This is a genomic window from Variovorax paradoxus (assembly GCF_009498455.1).
In the GTDB taxonomy this organism is placed as follows: domain Bacteria; phylum Pseudomonadota; class Gammaproteobacteria; order Burkholderiales; family Burkholderiaceae_C; genus Variovorax; species Variovorax paradoxus_H.
The window spans coordinates 1,086,791-1,099,950 of sequence record NZ_CP045644.1 but is presented as its reverse complement, the minus strand read 5'-3'; the positions used below and the strand labels follow the sequence as shown (position 1 = coordinate 1,099,950).

At 67.0% G+C, this 13,160-nt stretch carries 13 protein-coding genes; 10 read left to right on the top strand and 3 right to left on the bottom strand.

Annotated features, from left to right (window positions below; translation table 11 throughout):
- Positions 1-18: 18 nt before the first annotated feature.
- The 4 genes from GFK26_RS04930 to GFK26_RS04915 are packed head-to-tail and all read left to right on the top strand — an operon-like array spanning position 19 to position 4,513.
- Complete coding sequence (locus tag GFK26_RS04930; protein WP_153281028.1) at positions 19-1,044, top strand: ABC transporter ATP-binding protein; 1,026 nt, start codon at positions 19-21, stop codon at positions 1,042-1,044.
- A complete protein-coding gene (locus GFK26_RS04925; RefSeq protein ID WP_153281027.1) occupies positions 1,041-2,060 on the top strand; it encodes a peptide ABC transporter ATP-binding protein in 1,020 nt (339 codons plus the stop codon). The genes GFK26_RS04930 and GFK26_RS04925 overlap by 4 nt, the downstream gene beginning before the upstream one ends.
- 44 nt (positions 2,061-2,104) lie before the next feature.
- Entirely contained in the window at positions 2,105-3,736 is a 1,632-nt protein-coding gene (locus GFK26_RS04920) for an ABC transporter substrate-binding protein (protein ID WP_153281026.1), read from the top strand.
- A 6-nt stretch (positions 3,737-3,742) separates the two neighbouring features.
- Positions 3,743-4,513 carry a 5'-methylthioadenosine/adenosylhomocysteine nucleosidase gene (locus tag GFK26_RS04915; RefSeq protein WP_153281025.1) on the top strand — a complete coding sequence of 257 codons (771 nt, stop codon included), beginning with the start codon at positions 3,743-3,745 and terminating at the stop codon, positions 4,511-4,513.
- Between the two features lie 10 nt (positions 4,514-4,523).
- On the opposite strand, the gene GFK26_RS04910 is transcribed toward GFK26_RS04915, so the two are convergent.
- Positions 4,524-5,276, bottom strand: coding sequence for a YoaK family protein (locus GFK26_RS04910; protein WP_153281024.1), 753 nt, complete (start codon positions 5,274-5,276; stop codon positions 4,524-4,526).
- Between the two features lie 56 nt (positions 5,277-5,332).
- Positions 5,333-6,319, bottom strand: coding sequence for a magnesium/cobalt transporter CorA (gene corA / locus GFK26_RS04905; protein WP_153281023.1), 987 nt, complete (start codon positions 6,317-6,319; stop codon positions 5,333-5,335).
- Positions 6,320-6,544: 225 nt separating this feature from the next.
- On the opposite strand from corA, the gene GFK26_RS04900 reads away from it, so the two are divergent.
- The 4 genes from GFK26_RS04900 (at position 6,545) to hprK (ending at position 11,042) form a co-directional block, all read left to right on the top strand.
- Positions 6,545-8,662 (top strand): ATP-dependent helicase, encoded by a 2,118-nt coding sequence (locus GFK26_RS04900; RefSeq protein WP_153281022.1) that lies wholly within the window; start codon positions 6,545-6,547, stop codon positions 8,660-8,662.
- Positions 8,663-8,993: 331 nt separating this feature from the next.
- Positions 8,994-9,323 carry a ribosome hibernation-promoting factor, HPF/YfiA family gene (hpf, locus tag GFK26_RS04895; protein WP_013538898.1) on the top strand — a complete coding sequence of 110 codons (330 nt, stop codon included), beginning with the start codon at positions 8,994-8,996 and terminating at the stop codon, positions 9,321-9,323.
- Positions 9,324-9,514: 191 nt separating this feature from the next.
- Positions 9,515-9,982: a PTS sugar transporter subunit IIA gene (locus GFK26_RS04890; RefSeq protein ID WP_042581318.1), complete on the top strand. Its 468-nt coding sequence runs from the start codon at positions 9,515-9,517 to the stop codon at positions 9,980-9,982.
- Positions 9,983-10,082: 100 nt separating this feature from the next.
- Positions 10,083-11,042: an HPr(Ser) kinase/phosphatase gene (gene hprK, locus GFK26_RS04885; RefSeq protein WP_062481041.1), complete on the top strand. Its 960-nt coding sequence runs from the start codon at positions 10,083-10,085 to the stop codon at positions 11,040-11,042.
- Between the two features lie 68 nt (positions 11,043-11,110).
- Here the strand turns inward: hprK and fur are convergent, their stop codons facing one another.
- Positions 11,111-11,530, bottom strand: coding sequence for a ferric iron uptake transcriptional regulator (gene fur / locus GFK26_RS04880; RefSeq protein ID WP_056584276.1), 420 nt, complete (start codon positions 11,528-11,530; stop codon positions 11,111-11,113).
- Positions 11,531-11,615: 85 nt separating this feature from the next.
- Between fur and GFK26_RS04875 the strand changes: the two genes are divergently transcribed.
- Together GFK26_RS04875 and dapB are read left to right on the top strand one after the other, a co-directional pair.
- On the top strand, positions 11,616-12,176 hold the full coding sequence (locus GFK26_RS04875; protein WP_153281021.1) for an outer membrane protein assembly factor BamE: 561 nt from the start codon (positions 11,616-11,618) through the stop codon (positions 12,174-12,176).
- Positions 12,177-12,386: 210 nt separating this feature from the next.
- Positions 12,387-13,151 (top strand): 4-hydroxy-tetrahydrodipicolinate reductase, encoded by a 765-nt coding sequence (gene dapB, locus GFK26_RS04870; RefSeq protein ID WP_319361068.1) that lies wholly within the window; start codon positions 12,387-12,389, stop codon positions 13,149-13,151.
- Positions 13,152-13,160 lie beyond the last annotated feature (9 nt).

Genomic DNA, 13,160 nt, shown 5'->3' with positions numbered 1-13,160 from the left:
AAGCAAAGGAAAGCAACGATGCCTTTGCTGGACATCAAGGACCTGCACGTCGAGTTCCCCACGCAAGGTGGCGTGATGCACGCCGTCGACGGCGTGAGCCTCACGCTCGAAGAGGGCGAGGTGCTCGGCATCGTCGGCGAATCCGGCTCGGGCAAGAGCGTCACGATGATGGCGCTCATGGGCCTCGTCGGCTACCCGGGCCGCGTGCGCGCCGAGCACATGCGCTTCGCGGGCAAGGAGCTGCTCGGCATCTCCGACAAGGTGCGCCGCACGCTGGTCGGCAAGGAGGTCGCGATGATCTTCCAGGAGCCAACCACCAGCCTCAACCCCTGCTTCACCATCGGCTTCCAGCTCATGGAAACGCTGCGGCTGCACCTGAAGCTCGACAAACGCGAAGCAAAAAAGCGCGCCACCGAACTGCTCGAGCAGGTGGGCATTCCGGCCGCATCGTCGCGCCTGGGCAGCTTTCCGCACCAGCTCTCGGGCGGCATGAACCAGCGCGTGATGATCGCGATGGCCATCGCCTGCAACCCGCGCCTCCTGATCGCCGACGAGCCGACCACCGCGCTCGACGTGACCATCCAGGCGCAGATCCTCGACCTGCTGCGCGACCTGCAGAAGGAGCGCGGCATGGCGCTCGTGCTCATCACGCACAACATGGGCGTGGTCAGCGAGATGGCGCAGCGCATCGCCGTGATGTACGCGGGGCAGGTGATGGAGCACCAGCGCGTCGATCGGTTGTTCGCGTCGCCACAGCATCCCTACACCGAGGCCTTGCTCGCGGCGCTGCCGGAACGTGCCGCACCCGAGGGGCGGCTCGCGACCATCAGCGGTGTGGTGCCCGGCGTGCACGACCGGCCCGCGGGCTGCCTGTTCGCGCCGCGCTGCGGCTACGTCACCGAGCGCGCCTGTCAGGTGCGCCCGGCGCTGCGTGAATGGCAAGGTGCCGAGGTGCGCTGCCACTTTCCGCTCGGCGAGCCGGGGCGCGCTGACGCCATCGCGCAAGACCCGCCGCGCGCTGCCATCGCGGAGGTGCTGCCATGAGCGACGCTCCGCCGGAGATCGTGGTCGAGGCGCGCAACCTGCAGCGCACCTACGACGTCAGGCGCGGGCTGTTCCGTGCGCCGGCGCAGCTGCGCGCTGTGGGCGACATCTCGTTCCGCCTCGAACGCGGGCGCACGCTCGCGGTGGTGGGCGAATCGGGCTGCGGCAAGTCGACGCTCGCGCGCATGGTCGCGCTGATCGAGAAGCCCACAGCCGGGCAGCTGACGCTCATCGGCGCCGATGCAGTGAGCCCGCCGCATGAACGCAAGCGCGAGCTGCGCCAGGCCGTGCAGCTGGTGTTCCAGAACCCGTACGGCTCGCTCAACCCGCGCAAGAAAATTTCGGCGGTGCTCGAAGACCCGCTGGCCATCAACACCACGCTGAGCAAGCCCGAGCGCGCCGACAAGGCGCGAGAGATGCTCGCCCGCGTCGGCCTGCGCCCCGAGTACGCCAACCGCTACCCGCACATGTTCTCGGGCGGCCAGCGCCAGCGCATTGCGATTGCGCGCGCGCTCATGCTGTCGCCGCGCCTGCTGGTGGCCGACGAGCCGGTGTCGGCGCTCGACGTGTCGATCCAGGCGCAGGTGCTGAACCTGCTGGCCGACCTGCAGGCCGAGCTGGGGCTGGCGTACCTTTTCATTTCGCACGACCTGGGTGTGGTGCGCCACATTGCGCACGACGTGCTCGTGATGTACCTGGGTTATGCGGTGGAGCACGGGCCCAAGTCGCGCATCTTTGCGCGGCCGCTGCATCCGTACACGCAGGCGCTGCTGGCCTCGACGCCGGGCCTGAGCAGCCAGCGCATCGTGCTCAAGGGCGAGCTGCCGTCGCCGCTGAACCCGCCCACGGGCTGCGTCTTCAGCACGCGCTGCCCGCACGTGCAGCCGCGCTGCCGCGAGGAGCGCCCCGCGCTGCGCACGCTCGACGAACGGCTGGTGGCTTGCCACTACGCCGAACAGTTTCTCGAAGGTGCGCCTGCTGTGCGCGCCGATGGTCCCGTGCTCGCCGCTTCCTGAAGAGTGACGTGGCGATTTTTTCAACCCTGTCTCGAGGAGTCCCCATGACGACCCAGTCCTCCGTTTCGCGCCGCTCACCAAAGCTGGCGCTCCTGGCACCGGCAGCGCTCACGGCCCTTACCCTGGCCTGCGGCGCCGTGTCAGCCAAGACGTTGGTGTACTGCTCCGAAGGAAGCCCGGAAAATTTCTACCCGGGCATGAACACCACCGGCACATCGTTCGACGTGACCACGCAGGTCTACAACACCATCGTCGAATTCGAGCGCGGTGGCACGAAGGTCATGCCGGGCCTCGCTGAAAAATGGGACATCTCGGCCGACGGCACCGTGTACACCTTCCACCTGCGCAAGGGCGTGAAGTGGCACACCACGAGCAAGAGCTTCAAGCCCACGCGCGACTTCAACGCCGACGACTTCATCTTCATGCTCGAGCGCCAGTGGAAGGAGAGCGACCCCTTCTTCAAGGTCACGAGCCAGAACCACTCGTACTTCAACGACATGGGCATGCCCAAGCTGCTGAAGTCGGTGGACCGCATCGACGACCACACGGTGAAGATCACGCTCAACCAGGCCGAGGCGCCGTTCCTCGCCAACCTGGCGATGCAGTACGCGGGCATCCAGTCCAAGGAATACGCCATCGCGATGCTCAAGGCCGGCACGCCCGAGAAGGTCGACCAAGACCCGATCGGCACCGGCCCGTTCTACCTGGTGCAGTACCAGAAGGATGCGGTCATCCGCTTCAAGGCCTTCCCGCAGTACTGGGGCGGCAAGGCGAAGATCGACGACCTCGTGTTCGCGATCACGCCCGATGCGTCGGTGCGCTGGGCCAAGCTGCAGAAGGGCGAGTGCCATGTCATGCCGTACCCGAACCCCGCCGACCTCGACGCGATCCGCAAGGACCCGAATGTGCAGGTGCTGGAGCAGCCCGGCCTGAATGTCGGCTACCTTTCGTACAACACGACGAAGAAGCCCTTCGACGACGTGCGTGTGCGCAAGGCCATCAACATGGCGATCAACAAGAAGGCCATCATCGACGGCGTGTACCTCACGACCGGCGTGGCCGCGAAGAACCCGATTCCGCCGACCATGTGGTCCTACAACGACGCGACCAAGGACGATCCGTACGACCCCGAAGCGGCGAAGAAACTGCTGGCGACGGCCGGCTTCCCCGATGGCTTCAGCACCGACCTCTGGGCGATGCCGGTGCAGCGCCCGTACAACCCGAACGCCAAGCGCATCGCCGAGCTGATGCAGGCCGACCTCGCCAAGATCAACGTCAAGGCCGAGATCAAGAGCTTCGAGTGGGGCGAGTACCGCAAGCGCCTGCAGGCCGGCGAGCACCAGATGGGCATGCTGGGCTGGACCGGCGACAACGGCGACCCGGACAACTTCCTGTACACGCTGCTGGGCTGCGCCTCGGCCAAGTCGGCCAGCGGCAGCAACATCTCGAAGTTCTGCCACCAGCCGTACGAAGACCTCGTGGTGAAGGCCAAGAGCACGGTCAAGCAGGCCGACCGCGACGCGCTCTACAAGAAGGCCCAGGTCATCTTCAAGGAGCAGGCGCCGTGGTTCACCATCGCCCACGCGGTGCAGCTGAAGCCGGTGCGCAAGGAAGTGGTTGACTTCAAATTGAGCCCGTTTGGCCGCCACACCTTCTACGGCGTGGATATCAAGTAAGCCGTCGTGGTTGCGCCCATCGCCATCGTGGCGGCCATGCACGAGGAGCTGAGCGCGCTCCTCGCGCGCATGCCCGACGAGCAGCGCGTGCGCGTCGCCGGTCGTGACTTCTGGGTCGGCCACCTGCAGGGCCAGCCCGTGGTCGCGGTGCTGTCGCGCATCGGCAAGGTCGCGGCGGCGGTCACGGCCACGGTGCTGCTCGAGCGCTTCGGCGTGCGGGCGATCGTGTTCACGGGCGTGGCGGGCGGACTCGCGCCGGGCGTGAACGTCGGCGACGTGGTCGTGGCGACCGAGCTGTTGCAGCACGACATGGACGCCTCGCCGATCTTTCCGAAATACGAGGTGCCGCTGATGGGGCGCTCACGCTTCGCGGCCGATGCGGCCATCGGCGATGCACTGGCGGCGGTGGCTGAAGGTGCGCTGCGTGATCCGGTGCGCCTGGTGGGGCAGAAGGCTGTCGATGAATTCCATCTGCAGTCGCCGACGGTGCATCGCGGCCTGCTGATCAGCGGTGACCGCTTCGTGTCGACCACCGCGGAGAGCGGGGCCCTGCAGCGCTCGTTGCCCGACGCGCTCGCGGTCGAGATGGAAGGCGCGGCGATGGCGCAGGCCTGCCACGACTACGGCGTGCCCTTTGCGGCGCTGCGGACCATTTCGGACCGCGCCGACGATGCCGCGCACGGCGACTTCACGCGTTTCGTGGCCGAGGTGGCGAGCCGCTACAGCCTCGCGCTCGTCGACGCCTGGCTCGCCTCCTTGCCGCGCGACGCGGCCTGAAAAAAAACACCTACGGTGCGAGCCGACGCAGCGATGGCAGGTCGCGCAGCAGCGGCGGGATCGACAGCGCGAGCAGCAGCGCGGCCAGCGGCACGACGCAGATGAAGCCCACGTGCTTGAAGCCCAGCGCACCCACCGCGCCCCCGAGCACGAACATGCCGACCAGCCCGCCGCAGCGGCGCAGCCGGCTGCGGTCGTGGCGCACCGGCAGCGGCGTGGACGGCGCGCGGCGGTTCCAGTAGAGCATCTTGCCCAGCTCGATCCCCACGTCGGTGATGTTGCCGGTCATGTGGGTGGTGCGCGTGCTGCCGCCCGAGGTCTTCGACGCCACGGCGTTCTGCAGCCCCATGATGAACGACAGCAGCAGCACCGTGAGCGGCACGGCGAACGGCGTGGCCCAGGTCAGCGTGATGGCGCCGGCGAGCCCGAACGGGAACATCAGCGCGGCCTCCAGCAGCAGCGGCAGCGCATACACCCCATGCAGCCGGTGCTGGCGCGCCCAGTTCACCAGCACCGCGCAAACCGCGGCGCCACTCACGAATGCCAGGATCGCACCCAACGCGTTCAGCAGCAGCGTGAGGTTGCCCAGCACCATGCCGTCCGCCAGCTGCGAGGCGAAGCCGGTCATGTGCGAGGTGTACATGTGCAGCACGAGGAAGCCGCCCGCATTGACGGCGCCGGCATTGAAGGCCAGCAGCAGGCCGAGCGCGGTGTTGGTCGACGGCGCGCGGTGCCGGTTGGTGAGGAAACGAAGTCTGCGCACGGGGCCCTCCAGGTCAACTGCCTGTCGGCAGTCACTCTAGCACCCGATGCGCGGCGTTACTTGAGCCAGCCGCGCCGGCGGAAGTACCACATCGGCACCAGCGCGCTTGCCGCCATCAGCGCCAGCGCATACGGGTAGCCGACCTGCCAGTCGAGCTCGGGCATGTACTTGAAGTTCATGCCGTAGATGCTCGCGATCAGCGTGGGCGGCAGCAGCGCGACACTGGCCACCGAGAAGATCTTGATGGTCTTGTTCTGGTTGATGTTGATGAAACCGACGGTCGCATCCATCAGGAAGTTGATCTTGTCGAAGAGGAAGGCCGTGTGGTTGTCCAGCGATTCGATGTCGCGCAGGATCTGGCGCGCCTCTTCGAACTGCTCGGCGTTGAGCATCTTGCTGCGCATCATGAAGCTCACGGCGCGGCGCGTGTCCATCACGTTGCGGCGGATGCGGCCGTTCAGGTCTTCCTGGCGCGCGATGGCGCCGAGCACCTCGCCGGCCAGCTCGTCGCTGACGTTGCCCGACAGCACCTTCTTGCCGGCCACTTCGAGCTCGTCGTAGATGTTCTCCAGCGTGTCGGCCGAGTATTCGGCGTCGGCGTCGAAGAGCTTGAGCATGACTTCCTTCGCGTCTTCGATCAGCCCCGGCGCGCGACGTGCGCGCATGCGCAGCAGGCGGAACACGGGCACGTCTTCGTCGTGAATCGAGAACAGCACGCCGCGGCTGCGCAGGTCGGTGTTGTGCTGGTTGAGGATGAAGGCGACGCGCACGGTGCGCGGGTCTTCGTCGTCGTCGATCAGGAAGTCGGAGCGGATGTGCAGCTCGCCGTTGTCTTCTTCGTAGAAGCGGGCCGACTCCTCGATGTCCTCGTCCATCGCGTCTTCGGGAATCGAGAGGCCGTAGTACTGCTTGATCCAGCGCTTTTCTTCGAGCGTGGGCGACTCGAGGTCGACCCAGATCGGCTGGAACTTGGAGAGCTCTTCGAGCGACTCGATCTCTTCCTGGACGAGGCGGCCGTTGGCGAGCGTAAAGATATTGAGCATGGGCTCACTCCCGGGAATGACTGAACGATGGGCGAGGGAGGGGCGCTTTCAATTCCCGCGGACCCGGCGTCAGTACATCATGCGCGGCGTCGCAAGGGAGTTGAAAGCTGCCGAGACGGGGCGGTTTCCATGGGGAGTCTCCGGTTGCAGCGAGGCGCGATTATGTCACTGGCCATTGGGCGGCAAGGCACTCGGACTGGACGGACATACAGTAAAGTCGTGCCCATGCAGACCGCTGCGCCCCCCGTTATTTCCACCGCACCCAAGACGCAAGCCGAGCGCTTGGCCGCGGCGCTCGCCGCGCTCAACGACGACCAGCGCGCGGCGGTCGAGCACGGCGTGGGTGCTGCTGTCGGCGAAGACCACCGGCCGCTGCTCGTGATCGCTGGCGCGGGCTCGGGCAAGACCAGCACGCTGGCGCACCGGGTGGCGCACCTGATCGCGGGCGGGGTCGATCCGCAGCGGCTGCTGCTGCTCACCTTCTCGCGCCGCGCCGCGCAGGAAATGGAGCGCCGCGCGGGCCAGGTGCTGGCGCGTGTGCTGGGCCTGAAGTCGGAACGCCCGCCCGCGCTGCCCTGGGCCGGCACCTTCCACGGCATCGGCGCGCGGCTTCTGCGCGAATACGCCGCGCAGATCGGGCTCGACGAGAACTTCACCATCCACGACCGCGGCGACGCCGAAGACCTCATGGGGCTGGTGCGGCACGAGCTGGGGCTGTCGTCCACGGTCAACCGCTTCCCGCGCAAGGGCACCTGCCTGTCGATCTACTCGCGCTGCGTGAACACGCGCGCACCGCTGGCCGAGGTGCTGAAAGAGAGCTTCCCCTGGTGCGCCGAGTGGGAGGCCCAGCTCAAGACGCTGTTCGGCGCCTACGTCGAAGCCAAGCAGCAGCAGAACGTGCTCGACTACGACGACCTGCTGCTCTACTGGGCGGAGATGGTCGCCGAGCCCGCGCTGGCCTCGCATGTCGGCGCGCGCTTCGACCATGTGCTGGTCGACGAGTACCAGGACACCAACCTGCTGCAGGCCGCGATCCTGCGGGCCATGAAGCCCGACGGGCGCGGCGTGACAGTGGTGGGCGACGACGCGCAGTCGATCTACTCGTTCCGCGGCGCCACGGTGCGCAACATCCTCGACTTTCCGTCGCAGTTCTCGCAGCAGGCGCGCATCGTCACGCTGGAGCGCAACTACCGCTCGACGCAGCCGATCCTCGACGCGTCGAACCGCGTCATCGCGCAGGCCGCCGAGCGGCACGCCAAGACGCTGTGGACCGACAAGCCCTCGGCCGGCAAGCCGGTGCTGGTGCTCGTGCCCGACGAGGCCGGGCAGGCACGCTGGGTGGCCGACAAGATCCTGGCGCACCGCGAGGGCGGGCTGGCGCTGAAGTCGCAGGCGGTGCTGTTTCGCACCTCGTCGCACAGCGCGGCCCTCGAACTGGAGCTGGCGCGGCGCAACATCCCGTTCGTGAAGTTCGGCGGGCTCAAGTTTCTCGAGGCCTCGCACGTGAAGGACCTGCTCGCGGTGCTGCGTTTTGCGCAGAACCCGCGGGGGCGCATGGCGGGCTTTCGCGTCACGCAGCTCATTCCCGGCGTGGGCCCGGCCACCGGCACGCGCCTGCTCGACGCGATGGACCAGGCGGCCGACCCGGCCGCGGCCGTGCGCGACTTCGTGCCACCGTCGGCGGCGCGTGAACAGTGGGCCGACTTCGCCCAGGCCTATGCCGCCTTGCGCGAACCGTCGCTGAAGTGGCCGGCCGACGTGGAAGTCGCGATGCAGTGGTACCAGCCGCACCTGGAGCGGTTGTACGAAGACACCTCGGGCGTGCGGCGCGCCGACGTCGAGCAGCTGGCGCGGCTGGCGGGCGGCTATGGCTCGCGCGAACGCTTCCTCACCGAACTCACGCTCGATCCGCCCGAAGCCACGAGCGACCGGCCCGGCCCGCCGCTGCTCGACGAGGACTACCTGATCCTGTCGACCATCCATTCGGCCAAGGGCCAGGAGTGGAACTCGGTGCATGTGATCAACGTGGTCGACGGCTGCATGCCGGCCGACGTGGCGCAGGGCGCGCACGAACTGGAAGAAGAGCGGCGCCTGCTCTACGTGGCGATGACGCGGGCCCGCGACCACCTGCACCTGGTGATGCCGCAGCGTTTCCACATCACGCAGCAGGCGGCGCGTGGCGACCGGCACCTGTACGCCAACCGCACCCGCTTCATCAGCGAGTCCGACCTCGCGGGCTTCGATCTGCAGACCTGGCCGCCGCCGCCGGTGCTGCCGCCCGCCGTGCCGCCGCCGGCCGCGGTGATCGACCTGCGCAACCGCATGCGCGCCGCCTGGCGCTGAACGGGCCGGCCCTTTGGCCGGGAGGGTCACTGCATGTGGTGCGTGGAAACACTTGCTTCCAATGTGCCGCAACTGCATGCCCCTGCGCGTGGGTAGCTATGGAATCAATAGCGGATCAGCGCATGCAATACACCGGCGCGTCACTCGGGCAAGCCCCGGTATTGCAATACCGTGACAGCTTGGGCATAGTGAATCCGACCGCCCCCTTTCTCGATCTCTCTCTTCCTCTCTCTCTTCTTCTCCCTCTCTCCCAACCTCACCTGTTTCGCCGGCCACGCTTCATCCTGGAGCGCGGTCATTTCCCCAACCGTCAATTCTCAGGAGGTCATTCATGAATTTGACGATCAGCGGTCATCACCTCGACGTCACACCTGCCTTGCGCACCTACGTCACGAGCAAGCTGGACCGGATCACGCGACATTTCGACCAGGTGGTCGATGTCAAGGTGATCCTCACGGTGGAAAAGCAGAAGGAAAAGGAACGCCGCCAAAGGGCGGAGTGCAACATTCACGTCAAGGGCAATGACATGTTCGCGGAATCGAGCCACGCTGATCTGTACGCCGCGGTCGATGAACTGGTCGACAAGCTCGACCGCCAGGTGGTCCGCCACAAGGATCGCCTGCAAGACCACCATCACGTGGCGCCCAAGCGCGTGATGTAAGTCCGGGCCCCGCGCCCCGCATCGCAGGCCGCCTTCGGGCGGCCTTTTGTTTGTCCGAGCATATTGGTGGGGCTTTGCAAAGGCTTACAGGGGAAGCGACGCCTCACGGCAACACATGTAGACGAAAGTAATTAGGGGGACTGGGGGTTTTTACCAAGGAGGTGCATAATCGCCCCCGCTCTGACCCCACCATGAATCGCCTCGCGTCCATCCTGCCGCCCGCTCAAGTGCTCGTGAGCGTTGACGCCACCAGCAAGAAACGTGCTTTCGAAGAAGCTGGCCTTCTGTTCGAAAGCCTTCATGGCCTGGGACGCGCCCTGATCACCGACAGCCTGTTTGCGCGCGAGCGTCTCGGCTCCACCGGTCTGGGCCATGGCGTTGCCATTCCGCATGGCCGCATCAAGGGCCTCAAGGCGCCGATGGCCGCGGTGTTCCAGCTGGCGAACCCCATCGGCTTCGACGCCCCCGACGAGCAGCCCGTCGCGCTGCTGATCTTCCTGCTGGTGCCCGAAGCGGCCACGCAGAAGCACCTCGAAATCCTGTCTGAAATTGCCGAGCTGCTGAGCGACGCCGGCCTGCGCGAGCAGATCAAGTCCAGCACCGACGCTGCCGCGCTGCACGGCCTCATTGCCGGCTGGCAATCGACCCAGGTCGCCTGAGCGCACGCGCCGGGCGGGCCGCTGCTGATAAGCTGCGGCGACGCTTTCTCTCCCTCCATCCTGACCAGAATGCCGGCGTCCCGCGCCGGCCGCCGCACGCATGAAGCCGACCGTCATCAGCGCCGATGCCATGTTCGAGGAGTTCCGCGGATCGCTCCGCTGGGAATGGCTCGCGGGGCTCGGCGCCTCGGAGCGCCAGTTCGACCCCGACGTCATCAGCCGCGCGCAGTCGGCCGCCGACCTGGTCGGCTACCTGAACTACATCCACCCGTACCGCGTGCAGATTCTGGGCGCGCGCGAGGTGGCCTACCTCACGCGCGGCAGCAAGGAAGACTGCGTGCGCCGCATCGGGCGCATCGTCACGCTGGAGCCGCCGATGCTGGTGCTGGCCGACGGCCAGGCCGCGCCCGACGAGCTGCTGTCGATCTGCGAGCGCGCGCAGCTGCCGCTCTTTGCCACGCGCGAATCGTCGGCCTTCGTGATCGACCTGCTGCGCGCGTACCTGTCCAAGCACTTCGCCGAGCGCACCTCGATGCACGGCGTGTTCATGGACATCCTGGGCATGGGCGTGATGATCACGGGCGAGTCGGGCCTGGGCAAAAGCGAGCTCGGCCTGGAGCTGATCTCGCGCGGCAACGGCCTCGTGGCCGACGACGCGGTCGACCTGTACCGCATCAACCAGAACACCATCGAGGGCCGCTGCCCCGACCTGCTGCTGAACCTGCTGGAGGTGCGCGGCATCGGCCTGCTGGACATCCGCGCGATCTTCGGCGAGACGGCCGTGCGCCGGAAGATGCGCCTGAAGCTCATCGTGCACCTCGTGCGGCGCGACAGCTTCGAGCGCGACTACGAGCGCATGCCCTCGGCGCCGCTCACGCAGGACGTGCTGGGCATTCCGGTGCGCAAGGTCATCATCCAGGTGGTGGCGGGGCGCAACATCGCCGTGCTGGTGGAAGCCGCGGTGCGCAATTCGATCCTGCAGCTGCGCGGCATCGACACGTATGCCGATTTCGTGGCGCGCCACCACAAGGCGATGGAGAGCGGGCGCGATCCGGACTGAGCAAAGAAAAAAGCCCTTCCAGCTGAAGGGCTGGAAGGGCCGCTGTCTGCTTCAGCAGGTCTTCAGCGTCAGCGCTTCTTGACGCAATCGCCGCACAGGCCGTACAGCGACATGGCGTGGTCCTGCAGGATCCAGCCCTTGTCCTTGGCGATCATCTGCTGGCGGCGCTCGATCTCGGCGTCATAGAACTCCTCGACCTTGCCGCACGAGGTGCAGATCAGGTGGTCGTGGTGGGTGCCTTCGTTCAGCTCGTAGACCGCCTTGCCGCTTTCGAAGTGGCTGCGCTCCAGGATGCCGGCCTGCTCGAACTGCGTGAGGACGCGGTACACGGTGGCCAGTCCGATGTCGGAGTGTTCGTTGAGCAGCACGCGAAAGACGTCTTCCGCTGTCATGTGCCGCTGGCTGCCCGTCTGGAAGATCTCGAGGATCTTCAACCGCGGCAAGGTGGCCTTGAGGCCGGTGTTCTTGAGTTCGTCGATGTTGGCCATGATGGTTCCTGCGCCCTGGGCTGAGGCCGGGCCTTCAGGCTCGGCCGCTACAATGTTCGATCATATCGCTACCCCCTCTTCTCCCATGCCTGCCATCCTCCAACGCCGGCCCTGGTTGCTGGTTGCTGCCATTGCGGCGACGCTCGCCCTCGGTGCCTGCAGCGGTTTCAGCGAACGCACGCGTGGCGCGCTGTCTGCCGTCACTCCCTACAAAGTCGAAGTGGTGCAGGGCAATTTCGTGTCGAAGGAACAGGTCGCGGCGCTCAAGCCCGGCATGTCGCGCCAACAGGTGCGCGAGATCCTCGGCACCTCGCTGCTGAACGACGTCTTCCACGCCAACCGCTGGGACTACGTCTTCACGATCCGCCGCCAGGGCGTCGATCCGCAGGAGCGCCGCCTGACCGTGTTCTTCAACGGTGAACTCATGGACCGCTTCCAGGGCGACGAGATGCCCAGCGAAGAAGAGTTCGTTGCCACGCTCGACACCCGCCGCAAGACCGGCAAGGTGCCGCAGCTCGAGGCCACCGAAGACGAGCTCAAGAAATACGCGCCCAAGGGCGAAAAGAAAGCCGACACCACCGGCACCCCGGCGGCCCCCGTGCCTGCGCTGCCGGCCGCCTACCCCCCGCTCGAAGCCGCGCGCTGAGCGTGCGCGGCAGGGCTCCGGCGGCGGCCACCCCTCCTGCGGGCGGTGCCCGCCGGACCGGTGGTTGGCTTGCGTCGGTGTCCATGGCTCCCGTAGGGACTTTTCAAAGACTGAATCGCCGTGACTGAACCGACCACCACCCCCACTTCCGTTTCTTCTTCCTCCGCTCCCGCGCTGCGCCGGGTCGCGATTGCCGGCGCCTCGGGCCGCATGGGCCACATGCTGATCGAAGCCGTGCGCAACGCGCCCGACTGCCGCCTGGCCGGCGCGCTCGACATCGCAGGCAGCGCCGCCCTCGGCGCCGATGCCGCGGCCTTCCTGGGCTTCACCAGCGGCGTGCCCATCGTGGCCGACCTGCGCACCGGGCTGCAAGATGCGCAGGTGCTCATCGACTTCACCCGCCCCGAAGGCACCATGGCGCACCTGGCCGTGTGCCGCGAGCTGGGCGTGCAGGCCGTGATCGGCACCACCGGCTTCAGCGACGCGCAGAAGGCCGAGATCGCCGAGATCGCGAAAGACATCGCCATCATGTTGGCGCCCAACATGAGCGTGGGCGTCAACGTCACGCTCAAGCTGCTCGACATGGCCGCCCGCGCGATGGCCACCGGCTACGACATCGAGATCGTCGAGGCCCACCACCGCTTCAAGGTCGACGCCCCCTCGGGCACCGCGCTCAAGATGGGCGAAGTGATCGCCGACGCGCTGGGCCGCGACCTCAAGGACTGCGCCGTGTACGGCCGCGAAGGCATCACGGGCGAACGCGACCCGTCGACCATCGGCTTTGCCACCATCCGCGGCGGCGACATCGTGGGCGACCACACCGTGCTGTTCGCCGGCATCGGCGAGCGCATCGAAATTTCCCACAAGTCGTCCAGCCGCGTGACCTACGCGCAGGGCGCGCTGCGTGCGGTGCGCTTCCTGGGCGGCCAGCGCAACGGCCTGTTCGACATGTTCGACGTACTCGGCCTGCGCTAAACGTCGCGA